General features: G+C 73.1%; 21 protein-coding genes. 10 read left to right on the top strand and 11 right to left on the bottom strand.

The genetic code is table 11. The features are described from left to right. Positions 1-65: 65 nt before the first annotated feature. The gene (gene pcp, locus AMIR_RS01710) at positions 66-710 is read right to left on the bottom strand and encodes a pyroglutamyl-peptidase I (RefSeq protein WP_012782968.1); all 645 of its coding nucleotides are present in this window, start codon (positions 708-710) and stop codon (positions 66-68) included. Positions 711-728: 18 nt separating this feature from the next. Between pcp and AMIR_RS01715 the strand changes: the two genes are divergently transcribed. After that, on the top strand, positions 729-1,700 hold the full coding sequence (locus AMIR_RS01715; protein WP_012782969.1) for an endonuclease/exonuclease/phosphatase family protein: 972 nt from the start codon (positions 729-731) through the stop codon (positions 1,698-1,700). A 60-nt stretch (positions 1,701-1,760) separates the two neighbouring features. On the opposite strand, the gene AMIR_RS01720 is transcribed toward AMIR_RS01715, so the two are convergent. The 3 genes from AMIR_RS01720 to AMIR_RS01730 are packed head-to-tail and all read right to left on the bottom strand — an operon-like array spanning position 1,761 to position 4,344. After that, positions 1,761-2,558, bottom strand: coding sequence for an SIR2 family NAD-dependent protein deacylase (locus AMIR_RS01720; RefSeq protein ID WP_041836519.1), 798 nt, complete (start codon positions 2,556-2,558; stop codon positions 1,761-1,763). Beyond that, complete coding sequence (locus tag AMIR_RS01725; protein ID WP_012782971.1) at positions 2,545-2,856, bottom strand: antibiotic biosynthesis monooxygenase family protein; 312 nt, start codon at positions 2,854-2,856, stop codon at positions 2,545-2,547. Before AMIR_RS01725 ends, AMIR_RS01720 begins: the two co-directional genes overlap by 14 nt. Before the next feature lie 9 nt (positions 2,857-2,865). Then, the gene (locus tag AMIR_RS01730; RefSeq protein ID WP_012782972.1) at positions 2,866-4,344 is read right to left on the bottom strand and encodes a M1 family metallopeptidase; all 1,479 of its coding nucleotides are present in this window, start codon (positions 4,342-4,344) and stop codon (positions 2,866-2,868) included. Between the two features lie 17 nt (positions 4,345-4,361). On the opposite strand from AMIR_RS01730, the gene AMIR_RS01735 reads away from it, so the two are divergent. Then, positions 4,362-5,108 (top strand): alpha/beta fold hydrolase, encoded by a 747-nt coding sequence (locus tag AMIR_RS01735; protein WP_012782973.1) that lies wholly within the window; start codon positions 4,362-4,364, stop codon positions 5,106-5,108. Here the strand turns inward: AMIR_RS01735 and AMIR_RS01740 are convergent. From AMIR_RS01740 to AMIR_RS01750, 3 genes are read right to left on the bottom strand one after another with little or no spacing between them, the layout of a single operon-like run. Next, positions 5,057-5,563, bottom strand: coding sequence for a 2'-5' RNA ligase family protein (locus AMIR_RS01740; protein WP_012782974.1), 507 nt, complete (start codon positions 5,561-5,563; stop codon positions 5,057-5,059). The genes AMIR_RS01735 and AMIR_RS01740 overlap by 52 nt on opposite strands. A 57-nt stretch (positions 5,564-5,620) precedes the next feature. Further along, positions 5,621-6,610: an HhH-GPD family protein gene (locus AMIR_RS01745; protein WP_012782975.1), complete on the bottom strand. Its 990-nt coding sequence runs from the start codon at positions 6,608-6,610 to the stop codon at positions 5,621-5,623. 58 nt (positions 6,611-6,668) lie between these two features. Beyond that, on the bottom strand, positions 6,669-7,160 hold the full coding sequence (locus AMIR_RS01750) for a beta-class carbonic anhydrase (RefSeq protein WP_012782976.1): 492 nt from the start codon (positions 7,158-7,160) through the stop codon (positions 6,669-6,671). A gap of 148 nt (positions 7,161-7,308) precedes the next feature. Here AMIR_RS01750 and AMIR_RS01755 point away from each other — a divergent pair, with 148 nt between their 5' ends. Then, a complete protein-coding gene (locus tag AMIR_RS01755; RefSeq protein ID WP_143760615.1) occupies positions 7,309-8,040 on the top strand; it encodes a hypothetical protein in 732 nt (243 codons plus the stop codon). Between the two features lie 103 nt (positions 8,041-8,143). Here AMIR_RS01755 and AMIR_RS01760 read toward each other — a convergent pair whose 3' ends face one another. Together AMIR_RS01760 and AMIR_RS01765 are read right to left on the bottom strand one after the other, a co-directional pair. Then, complete coding sequence (locus tag AMIR_RS01760) at positions 8,144-9,247, bottom strand: LacI family DNA-binding transcriptional regulator (RefSeq protein WP_012782978.1); 1,104 nt, start codon at positions 9,245-9,247, stop codon at positions 8,144-8,146. Between the two features lie 121 nt (positions 9,248-9,368). Next, on the bottom strand, positions 9,369-10,412 hold the full coding sequence (locus tag AMIR_RS01765) for a LacI family DNA-binding transcriptional regulator (protein ID WP_012782979.1): 1,044 nt from the start codon (positions 10,410-10,412) through the stop codon (positions 9,369-9,371). Between the two features lie 265 nt (positions 10,413-10,677). Between AMIR_RS01765 and AMIR_RS01770 the strand changes: the two genes are divergently transcribed. The 7 genes from AMIR_RS01770 (at position 10,678) to AMIR_RS01800 (ending at position 17,724) form a co-directional block, all read left to right on the top strand. Then, positions 10,678-11,937 carry an extracellular solute-binding protein gene (locus AMIR_RS01770; RefSeq protein WP_012782980.1) on the top strand — a complete coding sequence of 420 codons (1,260 nt, stop codon included), beginning with the start codon at positions 10,678-10,680 and terminating at the stop codon, positions 11,935-11,937. 106 nt (positions 11,938-12,043) lie between these two features. After that, complete coding sequence (locus AMIR_RS01775) at positions 12,044-12,922, top strand: carbohydrate ABC transporter permease (protein WP_084799087.1); 879 nt, start codon at positions 12,044-12,046, stop codon at positions 12,920-12,922. Then, complete coding sequence (locus AMIR_RS01780) at positions 12,922-13,815, top strand: sugar ABC transporter permease (protein ID WP_012782982.1); 894 nt, start codon at positions 12,922-12,924, stop codon at positions 13,813-13,815. The genes AMIR_RS01775 and AMIR_RS01780 overlap by 1 nt, the downstream gene beginning before the upstream one ends. A gap of 83 nt (positions 13,816-13,898) precedes the next feature. Next, entirely contained in the window at positions 13,899-14,999 is a 1,101-nt protein-coding gene (locus AMIR_RS01785) for an ABC transporter ATP-binding protein (RefSeq protein ID WP_012782983.1), read from the top strand. Between the two features lie 159 nt (positions 15,000-15,158). After that, positions 15,159-16,049, top strand: coding sequence for a metal ABC transporter solute-binding protein, Zn/Mn family (locus AMIR_RS01790; RefSeq protein WP_012782984.1), 891 nt, complete (start codon positions 15,159-15,161; stop codon positions 16,047-16,049). After that, positions 16,046-16,888, top strand: coding sequence for a metal ABC transporter ATP-binding protein (locus tag AMIR_RS01795; protein ID WP_012782985.1), 843 nt, complete (start codon positions 16,046-16,048; stop codon positions 16,886-16,888). Before AMIR_RS01790 ends, AMIR_RS01795 begins: the two co-directional genes overlap by 4 nt. Continuing rightward, positions 16,888-17,724, top strand: a complete 837-nt coding sequence (locus tag AMIR_RS01800) for a metal ABC transporter permease (protein WP_012782986.1) — start codon at positions 16,888-16,890, stop codon at positions 17,722-17,724. The genes AMIR_RS01795 and AMIR_RS01800 overlap by 1 nt, the downstream gene beginning before the upstream one ends. Positions 17,725-17,867: 143 nt before the next feature. Here the strand turns inward: AMIR_RS01800 and AMIR_RS01805 are convergent, their stop codons facing one another. Beyond that, the gene (locus AMIR_RS01805) at positions 17,868-19,178 is read right to left on the bottom strand and encodes a GGDEF domain-containing protein (RefSeq protein WP_118945214.1); all 1,311 of its coding nucleotides are present in this window, start codon (positions 19,176-19,178) and stop codon (positions 17,868-17,870) included. Positions 19,179-19,556: 378 nt separating this feature from the next. Beyond that, positions 19,557-20,780 (bottom strand): MFS transporter, encoded by a 1,224-nt coding sequence (locus AMIR_RS01810; RefSeq protein WP_012782988.1) that lies wholly within the window; start codon positions 20,778-20,780, stop codon positions 19,557-19,559. Positions 20,781-21,167: the final 387 nt, after the last annotated feature.

The following is a 21,167-nucleotide window of genomic DNA, read 5'->3' on the forward strand; positions in this document are numbered from 1 at the left end:
CGTGAGGCGGGTCGGCGCCGGTCGGCCGGGCACGAGCCGGTCGGCCCCCGCCGGTCCGGCGCGGGCTAGCTGAGGGTGCCGGTGCTGATCGCCAGGTCGTCCGTGGTGCTCAGGCAGGTCGCCACGATCAGCCCCAGCGCGTCCGCCGTCCGCGACACCTCCAGGCTGGGCACGCCCTCCCGGTCCGCCACCTGCTCCGGTGCGAACGGCACGTGCACGAACCCGCCCCGCAGGTCCGGGAAGTCCGTCGCCACCAGGTGCATCAGCGCGTAGAACACGTGGTTGCACACGAACGTGCCCGCCGTGTGCGACACCGAGGCCGGGATGCCCGCCTCCTCCAGCGCCGCCACGCACGCCTTCACCGGCAGCCCGGTGAAGTACGCCGCCGGGCCGCCCTCGACCACCGGCACGTCGATCGGCTGCGCCCCGTCGTTGTCCGGGATGCGAGCGTCCGCGAGGTTGATCGCCACCCGCTCCGGCGTGACCCCGCTCCGCCCGCCCGCCTGCCCGACGCACACCACCAGGTCCGGCCGGTGCCGCTCCACCGCCTCCCGCAGCGCGCGGGCCGAGGCGTCGAAGGCGCACGGCAGCTCCACCGCGATGAGCGAGGGATCGCGCTCGGCCAGCTCGCGCACGGCGTCCCACGACGGGTTGGTGCGCTCGCCTCCGAACGGCTCGAAACCGGTGATCAGCACTGTCGGGTCGTCCATTCGGGCAGACTAGACGGTGTGATCGAAGCTCCGGCGCGCCGCGTGGGGGGCCGCACCGCGACGGCCCTGGTCGTCCTGCTCGCGGTCGGGTTCCTCGTCCCGGCGCTCACCCGCCTGCTCGGCGTCGACGGCAACCGCTACCTGGCGGCGACCACCGCGCTGACCCCGCTGGTGACCGCCGCGGGCGTCCTGGTCGGCGCGCTGGCGCTGCTGCTGCGCCGCTGGCCGGTCGCGCTGGTCGTCCTGCCGGTCTGCCTGCTCCTGGCCGCCTCCGTCACCCCCAGGGCGATCGCGGACGACCGCCCGGCGGGCGCGGGCCTCCCACTGCGCGTGATGGCCTCGAACTTCCTCGTGGGCAAGGCCGACGCGGAGGCGGTGGTGCGCGAGGTGGTCGAGCGGGACGTCGACGTGCTGGCCATGCAGGAGCTGTCCCCGGCGATGGTGCGGGACCTGGAGAACGCCGGGCTGGACGCCGTGCTGCCGCACCGGGCGTTCGAGGACGAGCCGGGCGGCTCGGGCTCCGGCATCGCCTCCCGCTACCCGCTCACCCCGGCGCGCCTGGTGGGCCCCAGCTCCTTCCGGCAGGCGAGCGCCGTGGTGGAGCTGCCCAACGGCAAGGACGTCGAGGTCGTGTCGGTGCACCCGATGCCGCCGGTCGAGCCGCAGGGCCCCGCGCAGTGGCGGCGGGACCTCGCCGCGCTGCCGCCCAGGAACGCCGACGGCCCGATCCGGGTCCTCGCGGGCGACTTCAACGCCACCCTCGACCACGCGCCCCTGCGCAGGCTCCTGGACACCGGTTACGCGGACGCCGCCGACCGGGTGGGCGCGGGCCTGACCCCGACCTGGCCGAACGAGGGCGTCGTGCCGCCGCTGGTGGCGCTGGACCACGTGCTGGTGGACGACCGCTGCCCGGTCGACTGGTTCACGGCCGTGGACGTCCCCGGCAGCGACCACCGCGCGGTGGTCGCCCAGTTCGTCGTGCCGGACTGACCCCGGCGCTCCGGTGCCCCCACCGGCCCGCGCCCGGCCGTTCGGCCCGCAGGCCCGCGCTCAGCCCGCCGCGCCCGCCAACCGGTCCAGGAACTCCAGCGCCGTCTCCGGCACCGCGATCCCGCGCCCGTGCCGCACGTCCGCCTCGCGCGGGTTCACCCGCACCAGCGCCCCGGTCGCCGCGCTCGACAGCTCCGCGTACCGCCGCACCGTGGGCACCGCCGTCCCGGCCCCCAGCTCCAGCACCACCAGCCCGGCCCCGACCTCCCGCCGCCACTGGGCCAGCTCGGCCAGCTGCGCCCCGGTCCGGTGCCCCACCCACGAGGAGTCCCCGAACATCAGGATGTTCGGCCGCGCCACCCCACCGCACCGGGGGCACGTCGGCAGCGGCGACACCGCGCGCATCGTCTCCGGGTCCACCTCCACCACGACCCCGTCCGCCGACCACACGTCGTCGGAGCAGGGCTCCTGGCACTGCAGGTGGTGGATCGACCCGTGCACCTCGGCCACGCCCGCGAACCCGGCGAGCTGGAACTGGCCGTCCACGTTGGACGTGAACGCCCGCGCCCCCAACCGCCGCAGCACCGCGAACCCGGCGTGCGGCACGGTCGCCCGGTACAGCGCCAACCGGTGCCCGTAGAACCCCCAGGCGAACTCCGGGTCGCGCGCGAAGTGCACCGGGTCCGCGATCTCCTCGAAGCCCAGCCCGAGCCGCTCGTAGGGCGGGTAGGCGCGCCAGAAGCCCGCGTGCCCCCGGAAGTCGGGCAGACCGGAGTCCACCCCCATCCCGGCGCCCGCGCACACCAGCAGCGCGCCCGCCCCCGAGACCAGCCGGGCCGCGCGGTCAGCCGCGCTCAGGCCAGGACTCCAGCACGACCTCGAACTCCAGCAGGTCCGCGCCCGAGGCCACCGGCTTGGCCCGCTCGCCCGCGTGCGCGGCCTCGGCGCGGCCCTTGCGCCAGTTGTCGAACGACTCGTCGTCGGCCCAGTGGGTCACCACGAAGTAGCGCGAGTCGCCCGCGACCGGGCGCAGCAGCTGGAAGCCCAGGAAACCGGGCTCCTCGTCCACCGCGCGCAGCCGCGCCTCGAACCGCTTCTCCAGCTCGGGGCCGGACCCCTCGGGCACGTGGATCGCATTGATCTTCACAACCGCCATGCCACCAGCCTATCCGCGCAGGCCGCCCGGCCACAGGTGCTCGTCGGCGGGGATCGCGTCACCCCGGAACCAGGCCTGGAAGAACGCCGACAGGTCCTGACCGGACACCCGCTGCACGTGCGCCTCGAACTCCGGCCACGACGCGTTCGCGTCCAGGTGCTCGGAGATCCAGGTCTTCAGCGCCCGGTCGAACGCCTCGTCGCCGATCCGCGCGCGCAGCGCGTGCACCGCCAGCTGGCCCTTGTCGTAGACGCCCCGGAACTCGTTGCCGCGCCCCATGTCGTACAGCTTCCGCGACCAGTACCCGGTGCTGCCGCGCCACTTCTCGACCTCGGCCCGGTAGTCCGCGTCCAGGTCCGCGCCCAGCGACTCGGCCCACAGCCAGGTCGAGTAGCTGGCGAAGCACTCGTTCAGGCAGATGTCCGCCCAGCTCCTGATGGTGACCGCGTCGCCGAACCACTGGTGCGCGTTCTCGTGCACCACCGTCTCCAGGTCCGCCCACGCCGCGTAGATCGGCCGGGTCTGCGTCTCCAGCGAGAACCCGATCCGGTCCGACAGGTAGATGCCGCCCGCCGCGTCGAACGGGTAGGGCCCGAACCTGTCCGCCAGGAACGCCAGCACCGACGGCAGCTCCTGCCCGTGCGCCCGCGCCGCCTCCGCGCCCGGCGCGTACGCGTTCACCACCGGCGTCCCGTCCGGCAGCGCGCCCCGCTCGAACTCCCACCGGTCGACCGCCACGGTGGTCAGGTAGGTCGCCACCGGCTCCGGGTGCTCCCACCGGAACGTGGTCCAGCCGCCCTCGCTGGTCGAGCCCCTCTCCAGCCCGATCGACACCGCCGCCCAGCCGTCCGGCACCCGCGCGCTCAGCGCGAACGACGCCTTGTCGCGCGGGGTGTCGTTGGCCGGGTACCAGGTGGTCGCCGAGTGCGGCTCGCCCGCCGCGAACGCCCCGCCGGACTGGGACCGCTGCCACCCGTTCGTGCCCAGCACGGGGTCCTGCAACGACTGCGGCTCACCCGAGTAGGCGACGACGGCGGTGAACTCGGACCCCGAGGCCAGCGGCGCGGCGGGCGTGATCACCAGCTCCTGCTCGCCCTCGCGGGCGAACCCCGCGCCCTCGCCCCCGACCTCGACCGAGGAGACCTCCAGCCCGCGCAGGTCCAGGTTGAACGACACCAGGTCGGCGGTCGCCCGCGCGGTCACCCGCGCCACCCCGTCCAGGTGGCCGGTCGCCGGGTCGTAGCCGATGGACACGTCGTACCCGGCCACGTCGTAGCCGGTGTTCCCGTCCTCCGGGTAGTACGGGTCGCCCGCGCCCGCCCCGCCCCGCTGCCCCACCACGGCGGGCGTCGACGCGGGCGCGGGCGCCTCGGGCGTCTCCCGCGCGGTGTCCGACCCGTCGGGCAGTCGCACGACCAGCAGGCCCGCGACGAGCAGGGCGACGGCGGTGATCAGGAGGTAAGGGCGGGCCCTGGGGCTGATGGCCATGCGGACATGATGCACGCATGAGCGTCATCGAGTTCGGGGGACAGGGGCAGGGCATCCTGCTGGTGCACGGCCTGATGAGCAGGGCGACCACCTGGTGGAAGGTGGCCCGCTGGCTGACCGCGCACGGCCGCGTCGTGGCCTACGACGCGCGCGGCCACGGGCGGAACCCGCAGCGCGGGCCGTTCCGCACGGAGGACTTCGTCGCCGACGCGGAGGCGCTCGTGGAACGCCTGGGACTGGGCCCGTGCGTGGTGTTAGGTCACTCGATGGGGGCACTGCACGGGCTCGCGCTCGCCGCCGCGCGACCCGACCTGGTGCGCGCCGTCGTCGCCGAGGACTTCGTGCCGGACAACCGGGGCAGGTCCGTGGACGACTGGCGCTGGTACTTCGACGCCTGGCCGGTGCCGTTCCAGTCGCTGGCCCACGTGCGGTCCGTCGTGGACGTGCAGGGCGTGGAGGAGATGTTCGAGGAGCGCGGCGACGGCTACCACCTCATCGCCCAGCTGGAGGACCTCTACGAGATCGCCGCCGAGTGGGGCGAGCGGGCCTACTGGGACGTGGTGGACGCGGTCGCCTGCCCGGTGCTGGTCGTCGAGGCCGGGCTGCACCCGCTCGGACCCGGCCAGCAGGCCGAGGTGGCGCGCCGCACGGGCGGCGCGCACCTGCTCGTTCCCGAGTCGGGGCACGTCGTCCACGACGAGGCCCCCGACGTCTACCGGGGCGCCGTGGAAGCCTTCTTGAGCGGGCTCAACCCGCCCGTCTGAGTGTCCAGGACGGACAGCTCGCGCACCCGCGCCCGGATCGGCGGCACCGGGTTGACCTTCGCGAACGCCGCCGAGACCTCGGCCGGTTCGCCCTTGAGCAGGGTGCAGCGCGGCGTCCACGAGCCGGGCAGGTGCCGGGCGGTCGGGTTGCGCACCCGGCCCGCCAGCACGTCGTGGATCGCCGAGTGCACGGCCAGCAGCTCGGCGTCCACGACGGCGGTCAGGTCCAGGGACGGCTCGGACTCGGCGGAGGTGCCCAGGGTGCGCAGCCACAGGTCCGGCAGCCACAGGTGCTCCAGGTCGGCGGCCAGCTCGGCCCGCACCTTGGGGCCGATCGCGGTCGCCGAGGCCCAGGTGACGTGCGGCGGGAACTCGGAGGTCGCGCCGAGCCCGCGCCACAGCGCCCGGACCGCCGAGTCGGCCTCCTCGTCGAACAGCACCACCAGCGCGTGCATCAGCGCCTCCCCGCCAGCCCGCTCACCCGTGCCTGCCCGCTCACCCGTGCCTGCCGCTCACTCGTGCTCGCCGGGCAGCGCGAACAGCCCGGCGGCGGTCTGCTCGACCAGCCCGTCCACCAGCAGCGAGTGCAGGCACCGGTCCCGCTGACCGGCGTCCGACCAGGCCCGGTCCAGCACCTCCTTGGCGACCGGCTCGGACGTGCCGCGCAGCACGTCCAGCAGCCGCCCGCGCACCTGCCGGTCGGTGCCCGCGAACTTCTGCACCGCCTTCGCGGGCCCGTCGTACGCGGGCCGCCCGTTGCGCTGCCACTGGCACGAGCCCAGCACCGGGCACGCCGAGCAGCGCGGGGTCCTGGCCGTGCACACCAGCGCGCCCAGCTCCATCAGCGCCGCCGAGTAGGTCGCGGCCGACGCCTCGTCCTCGGGCAGCAGCGCCTCCACGTCCCGCAGGTCCCTGGTGGTCGACGGCGGGCCCGCGTCCCCGGCCCCGTGCACGGCCCGCGCCACGACGCGGCGGACGTTGGTGTCCACCACCGGGCAGCGGCGGCCGTAGGCGAAGGCGGCGACGGCCCGCGCGGTGTACGCGCCGATGCCGGGCAGGGCCAGCAGGGTCTCCACGTCGTCCGGGACGACGTCGTCGTGCTCGGCGGCGACGGCCTGGGCGGCGGCGTGCAGGCGCAGGGCGCGGCGCGGGTAGCCGAGCTTGCCCCACATGCGCAGCACCTCGCCCTGGGAGGCGGCGGCCATGTCGCTGGGCCTCGGCCACTTGTCCAGCCAGACCCGCCAGATCGGCTCGACGCGGGCGACGGGGGTCTGCTGGAGCATGATCTCGCTGACCAGGACGCCCCAGGCGGTGCACTCGGGGTCGCGCCAGGGCAGGTCGCGCGCGGTGGCGGCGAACCAGGTGTTCAGCACCGACGGGGGAAGGTGGGCGCTCTCCGGCTTGGCGGCGTCCTCGGCAGCGCCCGCTGCGGCGGTGGCGGTGGTGGCGCTCGCGGTCCGGTTCGTCGCGCGGCTCGTGGTGGGACTCGTCGTGCGGCTCATGGTGCCGCCAGTGTGGCAGGACCCGACGGCGGGCCTCGTCGCCCGCCGCCGCGCCCCGTCAGACCACCTCGGTGAGCACCCCGGTGCGCACGTCGTAGACGAACCCGCGCACGGTGTCCCGGTGGATCAGGTACGGGCTGTTGCGCACCCGGTTCACCGAGCCGCGCACGCTGTCCTTCACCTCGCGGAACGCCTCCACCGACCACGGCGGGCGCATCCCGGAGTCGGTCTCCAGCTCGTCCTTGAAGGCGTCCTCGGTGACCAGTTCGAGGCCGCAGTTGGTGTGGTGCACCAGCAGCACCTCCCTGGTGCCGAGCTTGCGCTGGCTGAGCGCCAGCGAGCGGATCATGTCGTCGGTGACGACCCCGCCCGCGTTGCGCAGCACGTGCGCCTCGCCCTGCTTGAGGCCGAAGATCTCGAAGACCCTGATCCGGGAGTCCATGCAGGTCAGGATCGTCACCTGCATCGAGGGCATGGGGGAGGAGCGGTCGCCGGGGACGATGTTCCCCAGCTCCTCGTTCCGGCGGAGCAGCTCGTCGATCGCGGTCATGGCTCGGCACGCCTTCCGTGTCGTGGTGCTTCGCAGGCAGATTGGAACGGGTGGCACGGGTGCTCGGCAAGCGGAAGGTGTGATTCACCGCATCGTGCGACCGCCGCCCTCCGGGGTTTTCGCGGGGCGGTTCGCTAGCGTCGGGGACGTGAGCTGGCCCCACCGGCCCCTGCCGGCCTCGGTGTACTGGCGGCGCCGGGTGGTCGCCGTCGGTGGGGCCGCGCTGGCGCTGGTCGCGGCGGTGTGGGGCACGGGCGCGGTGCTCGGCCGCTCCGCCCCGCAGGGCGCCCCGGTCGCCACCACGTCCACGTCCAACCCGCCCCCGCTCGCGGAGGGCCTGGTGCTGGCCGAGGCGGGAGCCGCGTCCGCCGGTTCGACTACGGGTTCCCCCGCGCCCTCGGCCGACGGGCCCAGCGCGGGCGCGGCCGAGGGGACGCCCCCCGGTTCCGCCGGACCGCCGCCCCCTCCCGAGCCCCCGCCGGGCCCGCCGCAGCCGTGCGACGACGCGGCCGTGCTGGTGCGGGCGGTGCTGGGCAAGGAGCAGCACGCGGTGGGCGAGCACGCGGACTTCCGGATCGCGGTGACCAACACCGGGCAGCTGCCCTGCACGCGCGAGATCGGGCGCGGCGTGCGCGAGCTGGTGGTGACGTCCCCGGACGGCGCGACGCGGCTGTGGTCGTCGAACGACTGCCTGGCGGCGGAGGGCTCGGAGGTCCGGGTGATGAAGCCGGGCGAGGTCTTCGAGTTCGGCCTGAAGTGGCCGGGGACGACGTCGGCGCCGGGCTGCGGCCCGCGCACCCGGCTGGGCGCGGGCGACTACCTGCTGGTCGCCCGCGTGGGCGACCGCTCGTCCGACCCCGCGGTCTTCCGGATCGGCTGAGCCCGGCGTGGTTGAACCCGGCGCGGTTGAGACCGGCGCGGCTCAGCCCGGCACGGCCGGGCTCGTCGGCCGGGCGCTCGCCGCGAAGCGAGCGCCCCACCTGTCAGTGCCCGAACCACCGCTCCTCGGCGATCGTCCTGGGCTCGGCCGCCGTCGTGCCGGTGATCAGCTCGGTCTCCAGCGTCACGGTCCTGGGCTTGGTGCGCTCGCCGATCTCCATCAGCAGCTTGCCCGCCGCGCGGCCCTTCTCCAGCACCGGCTGCCGCACCGTGGTCAGCCCGGCCTGCTCGGCCTCCCGGATGCCGTCGAACCCGGTCACCGTGAGGTCCGCGGGCACCCGCAGGCCCCGCCGCTCCGCCTCCTGCAGCGCGCCGAGGGCCAGTATGTCCGAGGTGCAGATCAGCGCCGTGATCTGCGGGTCCCGGTCCAGGACCTGGGCCGCCGCCGAGGCGCCTTGCGCGATCGTGTGGTCGAACCGCTCCACCACCGGAACCGAGGCCCAGTCGACCCCGACCTCGGTGAACGCCTGGCGCAGCCCGCTCATCCGGGACCGCTGCACGTGGAAGTGCGCCGACTCCTGCCGCGACAGCGGCACGAACCCGTCGTTGCGGTCCCGCGCGAGCCTCATGCACACCACGCCGACCCGCCGGTGCCCCAGCGCGATCAGGTGCTGCGCGAGCTGGTGCATCGCGGCCCGGTCGTCGATGCCCACGCGGTCGACGTCGGCCAGGTCGGGCTGGTCGCACACGACGGTCGGCACCGGCCGCTCCAGCACCGCGGCGAGGTGCGGGTCGTCGTCGGGCACGGAGTAGACGACGAAGCCGTCGACGCCCGCCCGGTGCACGGCCGCCACGTCCTCGCGCTCGGGGTTGGCGGGCACGAGCAGCAGCCCCTGCCCGGCCGTCTCGCAGGCCAGCGCGAGCCCTTCCAGGAATCCGATCGCCGCCGGGTCCCGGAACGCGTAGGAGAGGTTCTCGGTCAGCAGCAGACCGACCGCGCCCGCTTTGCGCGTGCGCAGCGATCTGGCCACCGGATCGGGGCCGGGATATCCAAGTCGCCTCGCTGTCTCCAACACCCGGCGTCGCAGCTCCGGCGAGAGCTGGTCGGGACGGTTGTACGCGTTGGACACCGTTGTCCGGGAAACCCCCAGCTCCGCGGCCAGAGAGGCCAACGTCGCCGGGCGTCGCACATGCATCGACCGCGCCATGGAGTGACCGTAACGGTTCAGAAGCGCTTACAGAAGTGGGCGTGATCTGCGTCCCTTTACCATTTCGTCGCCGCAGGTCAACATACGTTACTGATCAGTACAGTGGTCCAGACCAATGTGGTTATTCGGGCGATGCTGTTGATTCTCGAACAACAAGGCGAGGGCGGAACACTCTCGTGTAGTTCGCGCTGTGCCTTCTGCGCCGATCGGGGTCCAAACGCAGCACGAGTTCGTCCACCGCGGCGGTCGCCATTTCCTCGATCGGTTGCGCCAGAGTGGTGAGCGGGGGAGAGCAGTAGGGGGCCAGCGGGATGTCGTCGAAACCGACCACCGAGAGATCGCCGGGAACGGACAAACCCCGCTTGTGCGCCTCTCGGAGCACCCCTATCGCCATGTGATCGGACGAGCAGATCACCGCCGTCGGCCGTACGGAGTCGAGCAGCTCCGCCACCGCGAGCGCCCCGCCCTCCGGCCCGAACGGGCCGTGCGCGACGAGCGAGCCGTCCGCGCCGAGCCCGGCCTCCTCCAGCGCCGCCGCCCACCCGGCCCGCTTGAGCCGCGACGGCAGCGCCCGCGCGGGCCCGCTGACGAACCCGATCAGCCGGTGCCCCAGCTCCACCAGGTGCCTGGTCGCCGCGTACCCCGCGTGCTGCTCGTCCACGGTCACGTCCGGCACGTCCAGCGCGGGCGTCGCCCCGTTCACGAACACCATGTGCACCCCGTCGGCCAGCAGCCGGGAGTAGTAGCTCGGCCGCGCGGCCCGCCCCAGCGGCGCCTCGGCGTTGGTGATCTCCGGCGAGACGAACACCATGCCCTCGACGCCCCTGGCCAGCAGCATCCGGACGTACTCCTCCTCGCCCATCGCCGCGTCCCCGGACGCCCGCGTGTTGCACAGCAGCGACGAGTAGCCGAGTCGGGCCGCCCTGACCTCCAGCGCCTCGGCGAACGCCGGGAACACCGGGTTCGACAGCTCCGGCACCAGCAGCCCGATCACGCCGGTCCGCTGCAGCGCGCCGAGCCCGCGCGGGGTGTACGGCATCTCCGCCAGCACGGCGAGCACCCGCTGGCGGGTCTCGTCGTTGACCCCCGCTCGGCGGTTCAGCACGCGGCTCACGGTTGAGATGCTCACCCCGGCGGCCCTGGCGATCTCGGCCAGTCCGGGCACCGGTCCTCCTCGTTGCGGTGGGTGAAGCGGCGGGGTCGGGCTTCGGGAATCCGGAGACAGGGGCTCCACTTCACCCTGCCGCCCGCAGCAAGGATTTGCAACGCCCCCTGCGGTTTCCCCCGATCGCGCGCCGCCGTTACGGCTTGGTTACGCCGCGACCCTTGACCGTCCCCAGTTCAGCGGTATGAAATCCGCGTCAACTCTTCCGCAAGAACTTGCAGTGGCCTCGCCCCGGCGGGGCCGGATGAGAGGGGCGACAGCAGCGATGCGACGTACCACCCTCCTGACGGCACTGGCCGCGGGCTTAGCCCCCGCCCTCGCCCTCACCGCCTGCGGTGGCTCTTCCGGCGGCGGCGGCGCGAGCGGCGAGGTCGTCTTCTGGGACACCAGCGGTCCCAACGAGAGCCCCGTCTTCACCAAGGTCGCCCAGGACTGCGCGGCCAAGGACGGCTACCAGGTCAAGACCGAGACCGTCGCCTTCGACGCGGCGCTCAACAACTACAAGACCGCCGCGCAGGGCGGGCAGGGCCCGGACGTGTTCCGCGCCGAGGTCGCCTGGGTGCCGCAGCTGGCCAAGAACGGCCTCGTCCTCGACCTGACCGGCACCGACCTGGTCAAGGACACCTCGGACTTCCTGGAGACCCCGCTCGGGTCCACGGTCTACGAGGGCAAGACCTACGGCGTCCCCCAGGTCACCGACTCGCTCGCCCTCTTCTACAACAAGAAGCTGCTGGCCGACGCGGGCGTGCAGCCCCCGAAGACCTGGGACGAGCTGAAGTCCGTCGCTGCCAAGCTCGGCGGCGAGAAGGCGTTCTTCGTCAACAACGACGCCTACTACGCCCTGCCCTTCCTCTACGGCGCGGGCGGCGACCTGGTCGACGCCGAGGCCAAGGAGATCGTGGTCTCCTCGCCGGAGAACGTGAAGGGCCTGGAGACCGCCAAGGGCCTGGTCGACGCCAAGGCCGCCACCACCGCGCTCGACGCGGGCAACTCCTACAGCAACATGCAGGCCGGCTTCGGCTCCGGCGAGATCGCCATGGTCGTCAACGGCCCCTGGTCCGTCCCCGACTACCTCAAGGGCGCCGCGTTCGCCGACGAGTCCAACCTCGGCATCGCGCCCGTCCCCGGCGTCACCGAGGCCACCGCCGGGCTCGCCCCGGTCGGCGGCCACGACTACGTGGTGCGCCAGGGCGCCAAGGCCAAGGACAACGCGCTCAAGCTCATCGCCTGCATGAGCTCCGCCGAGTCCCAGGCGAAGATCGCCACCGAGCTGGGCCTGCTGCCCACCCGCAAGTCCGCCTACGAGGTCGCCGAGGTCAAGGCCAACGCGGTCGTCGCGGCCTTCGAGCCGGTCGTCGCCCAGGCCCACCCCCGGCCGTGGATCCCCGAGGGCGGCCAGCTGTTCGACCCGCTCAAGACCGCCTACGCCGACTTCCTCGCGGGGAAGAAGGACGCCAAGTCCGCGCTGGACGAGGTCGCCAAGACCTACAAGGACCAGATCCTGCCCGAGTACACCGTCGGCTGACCCGCGCCGGGGCCGCCCGACCCGCGCGGGCGGGCGGTCCCGGCGCTCCGGCGCTAGGAGGCCACAGGTGCGCAGGTTCCTCGACCGGCACTGGTACGCGTACGCGATGGTCCTGCCGGTGGTGCTGGTCATCGCCGTGCTGGTGCTCTACCCGCTCGCGCAAGGCGTGTTCTTCACCCTCACGGACATCAACGAGTCGTCCATCGCCAACCCGGTGCTCGACCGGCCTGCCACCTACGAGTGGGTCGGCCTGCGCAACTATCTCACCGTGCTCTCCGGCGACGCCAGCTACGGCGCGTTCTGGGCCACCCTGCTGCGCACCGTCGTGTGGACCGCCAGCTGCGTGCTCCTGCACTACGGCATCGGCCTCGGGCTCGCCGTCCTGCTCAACCGGCAGGTCGCCGGGCGCGCGGTCTACCGGGTGCTGCTGATCCTGCCGTGGGCGGTGCCCGCGTTCATCAGCGCGTTCGCCTGGAAGTACATGTTCAACGCCCAGTACGGGATCATCAACCAGGTCCTGCGCGCCCTGGGCCTGCCCGACCCGGTGTGGCTCGGCCAGTCGAACTGGGCGCTGGTCGCCGTGGTGATCGTGAACGTGTGGCTGGGCGTGCCGTTCATGATGGTCTCGCTGCTCGGCGGCCTCCAGTCCATCCCGGCCGACCTGTACGAGGCGGCCGAGGTCGACGGCGCCACCCCGTGGCAGCGCTTCCGGCACGTCACCCTGCCGGGCCTGCGCTCGGTCTCCAGCACGGTCGTGCTGCTGGGCGTCATCTGGACGTTCAACATGTTCGCCGTCGTCTACCTGATCACCGGCCAGAACCCGAGCACCCGGCTGCTGATCACCTACGCGTTCGAGCGCTTCTTCTCCGGCGCCTCCCGCGACTACGCCGTCGCCTCCACCTACGGCGTGCTCATCCTGTCCGTCCTGCTCGTGTTCGCGAGCGGCTACCGGCGCGCGCTGCGCAGGCAAGGCGAGGTGTGGTGATGTCCATCGAGGCCGCTTCGCTGCGGGCCGCGACGCCCGCGCGCGAGTCCCGGAGGGCCAAGCGCTCCCGCGCCGCGTCGATCGGGCTGCACGCCGCCCTGGTCACCGCGTCGCTGATCGCGGTGTTCCCGGTGTTCTGGGTCGTGGTCACCTCGTTCAAGCCGGACGCGCTGGCCGTCGAGACCACGCCCAAGCTGGTCAACGAGTCCAGCCTGGACAACTACACCCGCATCCTGTCCGGGGAGAAGGGCGACTTCCTGGCCTGGTTCGGCAACTCGGTGCAGATCGCGCTGCTGACCACGGTGCTGGCGGTGTTCCTGTCGGCCACCGCCGGGTACGCGGCCAGCCGCTTCCGGTTCCCCGGCAAGCGCAAGCTGCTGCTGTCGTTCCTGGTCGTGCAGATGTTCCCGTTCGCGGTGCTGATCGTGCCGCTGTACAACACCCTGCTGGCGCTGGGCGTGCAGGGCACCGCGCTCGGCCTGGTGCTGGTCTACTGCACCACCGCCGTGCCGTTCTGCACCTACATGCTCAAGGGCTACTTCGACACCATCCCCGCCGACATCGACGAGGCGGGCCGGGTGGACGGGCTCTCGCCGTTCGGCGTGTTCTGGCGGCTGGTGCTGCCGCTGGCCAGGCCGGGGCTCGCGGTGACCTCGTTCTACGCCTTCCTGACCGCGTGGGGCGAGGTGGCGTTCGCCTCGGCGTTCCTGTCGGCGGCCGACGAGTCCAAGACCCTCGCGGTGGGCCTGCAGGTGTTCGTGCAGCAGAACCGCACCGAGTGGGGGCACCTGGCGGCGGCGTCCACCCTGGTCGCCATCCCGGCGGTCGCGGTGTTCTACCTCGTGCAGCGGTTCCTGGTCTCGGGGCTGGCGGGCGGCGCGGTGAAGGGGTGAAATCCGTTCGCGTCCGGGTGTTCCCGTAAGCGCTTGCAATGCCTAGCGTTGCGGCAAAGCTCGGGTACTGAAAGGTGCGCACCATGGCAGAGGTCGCCTACGACAAGGCGTCGCGGATCTTCTCCGGCAACCCCCCGGTGCGAGCCGTCGACGAGTTGTCCCTCGACGTGGCGGACGGCGAGTTCCTGGTTCTGGTCGGCCCGTCGGGTTCCGGCAAGTCCACCGCCCTGCGGATGCTCGCGGGCCTGGAGGACGTCGACGAGGGCGCCATCAAGATCGGCGGCAAGGACGTCACCAACGTGCCGCCGAAGGGCCGGGACATCGCGATGGTGTTCCAGTCCTACGCGCTGTACCCGCACATGACGGTCGCGGAGAACATGGGCTTCGCGCTCAAGCTGCGCAAGGTCGCCAAGGAGGAGATCAAGCAGAAGGTCGCCGAGGCGGCGGCCATGCTCGACCTCACCAAGTACCTGGACCGCAAGCCGAAGGCGCTCTCCGGCGGTCAGCGCCAGCGCGTCGCGATGGGCCGCGCGATCGTCCGCGAGCCCAGCGTGTTCCTCATGGACGAGCCGCTGTCCAACCTGGACGCCAAGCTCCGCGTCGAGACCCGCGCGAACATCGCGGCCCTCCAGCAGCGCCTGGGCACCACCACGATCTACGTCACGCACGACCAGGTCGAGGCCATGACCATGGGCCACCGGGTCGCCGTGCTCAAGGACGGCCTGCTCCAGCAGTGCGACACCCCGCGCGCGCTGTACGACAAGCCTGCCAACGCGTTCGTCGCGGGCTTCATGGGCTCGCCCGCCATGAACCTGAAGACCGTGCCGCTGACCGCCGAGGGCGCGAAGCTGGACGGCCTGCTGGTGCCGCTGGAGCGCACCAAGCTCGACGCCGCCTCCGGCAAGGGCCTGTCCGAGGTCGTCTTCGGCGTGCGCCCCGAGTCGCTGGCGCTGGTCGGCGATGGCGAGCCGGGCATGGAGATGGCCGTCGAGCTGGTCGAGGAGCTGGGCGCGGACGCGCTGCTGCACGGCGCGGTCCGCATCGGCGACTCCTCCGAGCGGTTCGTGGTCCGCGTCGACGGCCGCACCCCGCCCGCGCTGGGCCAGACCGTCAAGGTCGGCGTGCGCGACGCCTCCGAGGTGCACCTGTTCCACCCGGAGACCGGGCTGCGCCTGACCGACTGACGCGCGCTCCGCAGGACCTCGCAGGGCCATCCCCCACGGACGGGGGGTGGCCCTGCGTGTTTTTTGCCCCATCCGGTGGACAGGACCGTGGCGGAGAGCTCTAAACTGAACTCGACAACGGTTACCATTCCACTTTAGGTTCCCCTGAGGAGTCAGCCGATGACTGTGCGCACCACGCTGATCACCGCCGTGGCGGTGCTCGGTCTCACCACCGCCTGCGGCAGCGCCGACCAGGGCGGAAGCGGCTCCTCCGACGCCCCCGCCGGCGCGGTCCCCGTCGTCACCTCCACCAACGTGTGGGGCAGCGTCGTCAAGGCGGTCGGCGGGGACGCCGTCCAGGTCAAGGCCCTGATCGACGACCCGTCCGCCGACCCGCACTCGTTCGAGAGCAAGCCCGCCGACATCGCCGCGGTCGCGGACGCCAAGCTCGTCGTCGGCAACGGCGGCGGCTACGACGACTTCTTCGACAAGATCGTCGACGAGTCCGCCCGGTCGGCCAAGCGCGTCGACGCCTTCGCCCTCTCGGGCAAGGAGGAGAACGAGCACGTCTGGTACGACCTGGCCACCGTCCGCAAGGTCGCCGACAAGGTCGCCGAGGAGCTCTCCGCGATCGCCCCGGACAAGAAGGACGCCTTCACCAAGGGCGCGGCCGACTTCGGCACGGCGCTCGACGGCCTCACCGCCAAGGCGGAGCGGATCAAGCCCGCCAAGGTCGTCGTGACCGAGCCGGTGCCCGCCTACCTGCTGGAGACCGCGGGAGTCGAGGACCTCACCCCGGCCGAGTTCACCGAGGCCATCGAGAACGAGACCGACGTCCCCGTCGCCGCCATCGCCGCCACCGGTGACCTGATCGTGAACAAGCAGGTCAACGCGCTGATCAACAACACCCAGACGGAGAACGCGGTCACGGGCGACCTGGTCGCCAAGGCCGGGACCGCCGGGCTGCCCGTCGTGGGGATGACCGAGACGCTGCCGGAAGGCGTCACGGGTTACGTTGAGTGGATGACGAAGCAGGTCGACGAGCTGACCGCCGCGCTCGGGACGAAATGAGCGCCCAGACCACCACGCCTGACCGCCCCGCAGCCCAGCGCGGGGCGGTCTCGCTGCGTTCGGCCCGGCTCGCGTACGGCGACCGGGTCCTCTGGGACGGACTGGACCTCGACGTCCGGCCGGGCGAGTTCATCGCGGTCCTCGGCCCCAACGGGTCCGGCAAGACCAGCCTGATGCGGGTCCTGCTGGGCCTGCAGCCCCTCTCCGGCGGCAGCGTCGAGATCGCGGGCGTCCCGGCCGGGCGCGGCAGCCGCGCCATCGGCTACATCCCCCAGCAGCGCCCCGTGGACACCTCCACCGTGCTGCGCGGGCGCGACCTCGTCGGCCTCGGGCTCGACGGCCACCGCTGGGGCCTCGGCCTGCGCGGGCGCGCCGAGCGCCGCCGCCGCGTCGACGAGGTCCTGGAGGCCGTCGGCGCCACCGCCTACGCCGACCGGCCCGTCGGCCTGCTCTCCGGCGGCGAGCAGCAGCGGCTGCGCGTCGCGCAGGCCCTCGTCGGCGACCCGGCCGTGCTGCTGTGCGACGAGCCGCTCCTCTCGCTCGACCTCGCCCACCAGCGCGTCGTCAGCGACCTCATCAACACCCGGCGGCGCGCCTCGGACACCGCCGTCCTGTTCGTCACCCACGAGATCAACCCGGTGCTCCCGCTGGTCGACCGCGTCCTCTACCTGGTCGACGGCCGCTTCCGGATCGGCTCACCCGCCGAGGTCATGACCGGCGAGACCCTGTCCGAGCTGTACCGCACCACCGTCGAGGTGGTCAGGGTGCGCGGCCAGATCCACGTCGTCGGCGCGCACGGCGTGTGCGAGGACCAGCCGCACCACGCCGAGGAGCGCTGATGGAGAGCCTGTTCGACTTCGCCACGACCGCCGACCTGATCGGCCTGCCGGTCGTGCAGCGCGCGCTCCTGGCCGCCGCCGTCCTCGGCCTGGTCGCCGGGGCCATCGGCCCGCTGGTGATCACCCGGAAGATGTCCTTCGCGGTCCACGGCACCAGCGAGCTGGCCTTCACCGGCGGCGCCGCCGCCCTGCTGCTCGGCATCAGCGTCAGCTACGGCGCGGTGCTCGGCGCCGTCGTCGCCGCCCTGCTGCTCGGCCTGCTCGGCCAGCGCGACTCCGAGCGCGACTCGGTCATCGGCGCGGTGCTCGCCTTCGGCCTGGGCCTCGGCGTGCTGTTCCTGTGGCTCTACCCCGGCCGCGCGGCCAACAAGATGGGCCTGCTCGTCGGCCAGCCCATCGGCATCCCCGCCGGTGACGTGCAGGTGCTGGTGGTCTGCGCCGTCGTCGTGCTGGTGGTCCTCGCGCTGCTGTACCGGCCGCTGCTGTTCGCCAGCGTCGACCCGGACGTGGCGCTCGCCAGGGGCGTCCCGGTGCGCGCGCTGTCCCCGGTGTTCGCGGTCCTGGTCGGCATCACCACCGCGCTCGGCGTGCAGATCGTGGGCGCGCTGCTCGTGCTCTCCATGATGATCACGCCCGCCGCCGCTGCCGCGCGGATCACCGCGAGCCCGGCCAAGGCCACCGTGCTCGCGATCGTGTTCGCCGAGGTCGCCGTGCTCGGCGGCATCGTGCTCTCGCTCGCGCCCGGCGTGCCGGTGAGCGCATTCGTCACCGCGATTTCGTTCGCCATTTACGTGATCTGCCGGATCGTCGGGAAATCACGCGTTCGGGCTGTTTGAGCGCACGTTCGGGGGGATACCCGTGATGACCTGAGCGTGTCGCGTGAAGCGAGTGCCCGATGGGTCGAAACAGCACTCCCCCCGAACCCCGCACCACCGGCGGAATCCACCACGCCGAGCGCCGATCGGCGCTGCCCGGACCTTCAGGCCGTGCGCGGCACCCCGTGGTCCTGCAACCGGGCCAGCGCCGCCGGGCGCGGCCCGCCGATGTCCACGTTCGCCACCCGCACCTGGTTGCGGCCCCGCTCCTTCGCCGCGTACAGCGCCGCGTCGGCGCTGTGCTGCGCGTGCGCCAGCGCGTCCGGGCCCTCGCCCAGCACCGCGACCCCGATCGACGCCGAGATCGCCCGCACCTCCTGCCCGTCCTCGTTCACCGGCAGGTCCCGGCCGCGCAGGTGCACCGTGCTGCGGTGCTTGTCGGTGGTCACCACCACCATCAGCCCGATCGCCTCCCGCACCCGCTCCGCGATCGCCGTGCCCTCGGCCAGCCCGGTGTCGGCCAGCACGACCACGAACTCCTCGCCGCCGTCCCGACCGGCCACGTCGCCCGGCCGCAGCTTCTCCCGCAGGATGCGCCCCACCTCGGCCAGCACCGCGTTGCCCGCCGGGTGCCCCCAGGTGTCGTTGATCCGCTTGAAGTGGTCCAGGTCGATCGCCAGCACGGTCACCGGCTTGCCGTCGATGCGGCCCCGCTCGGCCAGCCGGTGCGCGAACTCGGCGAGCCCGGTCGTGTTCAGCAGGCCCGTGCGGAAGTCGGTGTGCGCGTCCTGGGTGAGCTGCTGGTGCGCCTGCGCCTGCTCGGCCAGCAGCCGCTCCAGGTGCGCCTGCCGCTCCGACGCCCGGTGCAGCAGCGCGTTCGCCAGCACCACCGGCACCACCATCAGCAGCGGCGCGGCCCAGTGCGTCGCGGTCAGCAGCCCGAGCAGCGCGCCCACGCCCAGCGTGGTGGCCTCCAGCATGTTGTCCCCGCGCGAGCCCAGCGTGTCCGCGAACCGGGTGCGCGGGTTCAGGATCTTCAGCACGCCCGTCATCAGCACCACCTGGGTGAACCAGTACAGCGCGGCGGTCAGCGCCAGCACCGCCAGCAGCCCCAGGTCGCCCAGCACCCGGCCGGTGGCCAGCAGCGGGAAGCCCGCCTCGCGCACCGCGACCCCGGCCAGCACCGTGCTGGCCACGATGTGCGTCGAGGTGAACACGAACCGGTAGGGCTGCCGTCGCGCGATCGGCTGGGTGACCACGCGCAGCAGCAGCACGATCAGCACCGCCAGCGGCGCGGGCAGCACCACCGCCGCGGCGAACGTCCACACCGAGGTGAGGTCGAAGTACAGGCTCGCGGACTCGTCCCGCCGCGACTCCTCGGCCCGCCGGACGATCGTCAGGTGCACCGTCACGGCCGCCGCGAACGCCCCGAACCGGAACCAGTCGGACTCGGAGGCGGATCCCACCCCGGCCATCAACCAAATGGTGGAAATCAACACCACCAATTCGAGGGAAAGGATGTAAGCGATCGCGGCCGGTCGCAGGGACCAGAGCTCCCAGTTCCGCCCGGCGGACACGCCCGGTGTCGTGGGCGGTTCGTGATCGGGCAAACTGTTCGCCACCACGTCCCCCTACACTCGACCCGTCATCACCCGGCGCATTGCCGTCGCGGCCGATGCCGCCCTTCGATCCCCACCGCAGCAGGTACCCGGAATCCGGGAGGAGGAGTGTTCGCCATGCGCAACCGCGAGTGGTGACCCCACCGGCCTCCCCGGTCCCCTCCGAATCCCCGTGCCCGCAGACCGCTCCCGCGTCGTCTCGTCAGGGAAATCGTCATCCATGATGAGTCCGTTTCACGTGGTCACCGCATCGGGGCCCGCCTTCGCGCGGGCCCTCCTCCAGGCTACGGTCGCCTGCGCGGCGAGCAGCAGCCCGACACCGCCCGCGCCCGCGATCGTCGCGGTCACCGAGCCAACAGCGTGCGCCACGACGCCCGCGAGCGCCATGCCACCGCCCTGGCTGGTGCGCAGGGCGGTGCGCGCGATGCCGAACGCCCGGCCCCGGTAGGCGTCGGGCAGCAGCCGCATCCAGGCCGCCCGCGCGGGCGTGTGGTACGCCCCGGCCATGCCCGCGATGACCAGCAGCACGATCGCCCAGGTCAGGTTCGGCTCCAGCGCGAACAGCGCCAGCGGCGCCAGCGACAGCACCGCCAGCGGCCCCATCAGCCGCTCCCGCTGCCGGGGGTCGCGCACGAAGCGGAACAGCAGGGCCACGCCCAGCACGTTCGCGGCGGGCTCCACGGCCAGGATCAGCCCGACCGCCCACACCGCGCCCAGCCCGTCGGCCAGCGGCACCGCCAGCCCCTCCGGCACCATCGCCAGGCCGGCCAGCAGCCGCATCCCCAGCAGCGAGCGCAGCCGGGGCTCGGTCAGCAGCAGCGCCAGCGCGCTCCGCGCCCCCTCCGGGTCCTCGGGGGCGCTGCGCGGCGCGGCGGCGGGCCGGTGCTCGACGGACAGTTGCACCAGCACCGCGACCAGCACGAAGCTCGCGGCGTCCAGCGCCAGCGCGGCGCCGGGACCGGCCCAGGTCACCAGGAAGCCCGCGGCGGCGAGCCCCACCATCTGGGCGACGTCCACGGAGGTCCCGAACAGCGCCACCCCGTCGTCGTAGCGCTCGTCGGGCAGCACCGAGGGCAGGCTCGCCTCCTGGGCGGCCAGGAACGGGGAGGCGACCATGAGGGCGGAGAAGAGCAGCGCGACCATGCCCCACAGCGGCACGCCGGGCAGGGCCATCGCGCCCACCAGCGCGGCTTGGAGCCAGGCGCACGTCACCATCACGGTGCGGCGGGGGTGGCGGTCGGCGACCCAGGCCAGCAGCGGGCCGGACACCAGCGGCGGCAGCAGCGTGGACGCCCAGGTCACGGCGGTCCACGCGGGGGAGCCGGTGCGCTCGAACACCAGCAGGGACAGCGCCACCGCGGCGAGCTGGTCGCCCGCCGTGGACACGACCGAACCGATCCACAGCCCGCGGAACTCGCGGTTGCCCACCAGGGCGCGCAGCGCGCCCCCGGAGGTCACCCGCGCCCCCGGACGCCGGACCCCGATGAGCGAGTCACGTCATCCCCACCAGAAGCAACTGATCCTCGAGGCCCGCGCGCGGGCCGGCGGTGGTCGACCGCTCGGCGTCCCGCGAGAGCGCGCACCCGAAACCGACTTGACTGACCGCGTGCGGCGGTTATCGGTTGGGAAAGAGCCCACGTCCTTTGCTGAGTCGGTCCTCCCGGCGGCCGTTCCCCGCCTCGACCGCGCCCACCCTACGTCACGACCCGACGCGGGCGCGCCGGGCGCGCTGGGCCGAGCGGACCACGAACGGGTCGAGCGTTGGGACGTGGCGCGGCGGCGGTCCGGGGGAGTGAGCGGCGGGGTGGCGCACCGCCGTTCGGGGGCAATCCGCGCGGCGAACGC

The organism is Actinosynnema mirum DSM 43827 (assembly GCF_000023245.1).
Lineage (GTDB): Bacteria > Actinomycetota > Actinomycetes > Mycobacteriales > Pseudonocardiaceae > Actinosynnema > Actinosynnema mirum.

Excerpts from the sequence above, each read along its gene's own strand:
- pcp (WP_012782968.1), bottom strand. The coding sequence starts at position 710 with ATGGACGACCCGACAGTGCTGATCACCGGTTTCGAGCCGTTCGGAGGC.
- AMIR_RS01725 (WP_012782971.1), bottom strand. The coding sequence starts at position 2,856 with ATGGCGGTTGTGAAGATCAATGCGATCCACGTGCCCGAGGGGTCCGGC.
- AMIR_RS01730 (WP_012782972.1), bottom strand. The coding sequence starts at position 4,344 with ATGGCCATCAGCCCCAGGGCCCGCCCTTACCTCCTGATCACCGCCGTC.
- AMIR_RS01735 (WP_012782973.1), top strand. The coding sequence starts at position 4,362 with ATGAGCGTCATCGAGTTCGGGGGACAGGGGCAGGGCATCCTGCTGGTG.
- AMIR_RS01740 (WP_012782974.1), bottom strand. The coding sequence starts at position 5,563 with ATGCACGCGCTGGTGGTGCTGTTCGACGAGGAGGCCGACTCGGCGGTC.
- AMIR_RS01745 (WP_012782975.1), bottom strand. The coding sequence starts at position 6,610 with ATGAGCCGCACGACGAGTCCCACCACGAGCCGCGCGACGAACCGGACC.
- AMIR_RS01750 (WP_012782976.1), bottom strand. The coding sequence starts at position 7,160 with ATGACCGCGATCGACGAGCTGCTCCGCCGGAACGAGGAGCTGGGGAAC.
- AMIR_RS01760 (WP_012782978.1), bottom strand. The coding sequence starts at position 9,247 with ATGGCGCGGTCGATGCATGTGCGACGCCCGGCGACGTTGGCCTCTCTG.
- AMIR_RS01770 (WP_012782980.1), top strand. The coding sequence starts at position 10,678 with ATGCGACGTACCACCCTCCTGACGGCACTGGCCGCGGGCTTAGCCCCC.
- AMIR_RS01775 (WP_084799087.1), top strand. The coding sequence starts at position 12,044 with ATGGTCCTGCCGGTGGTGCTGGTCATCGCCGTGCTGGTGCTCTACCCG.
- AMIR_RS01780 (WP_012782982.1), top strand. The coding sequence starts at position 12,922 with ATGTCCATCGAGGCCGCTTCGCTGCGGGCCGCGACGCCCGCGCGCGAG.
- AMIR_RS01785 (WP_012782983.1), top strand. The coding sequence starts at position 13,899 with ATGGCAGAGGTCGCCTACGACAAGGCGTCGCGGATCTTCTCCGGCAAC.
- AMIR_RS01790 (WP_012782984.1), top strand. The coding sequence starts at position 15,159 with ATGACTGTGCGCACCACGCTGATCACCGCCGTGGCGGTGCTCGGTCTC.
- AMIR_RS01795 (WP_012782985.1), top strand. The coding sequence starts at position 16,046 with ATGAGCGCCCAGACCACCACGCCTGACCGCCCCGCAGCCCAGCGCGGG.
- AMIR_RS01800 (WP_012782986.1), top strand. The coding sequence starts at position 16,888 with ATGGAGAGCCTGTTCGACTTCGCCACGACCGCCGACCTGATCGGCCTG.
- AMIR_RS01805 (WP_118945214.1), bottom strand. The coding sequence starts at position 19,178 with ATGGCCGGGGTGGGATCCGCCTCCGAGTCCGACTGGTTCCGGTTCGGG.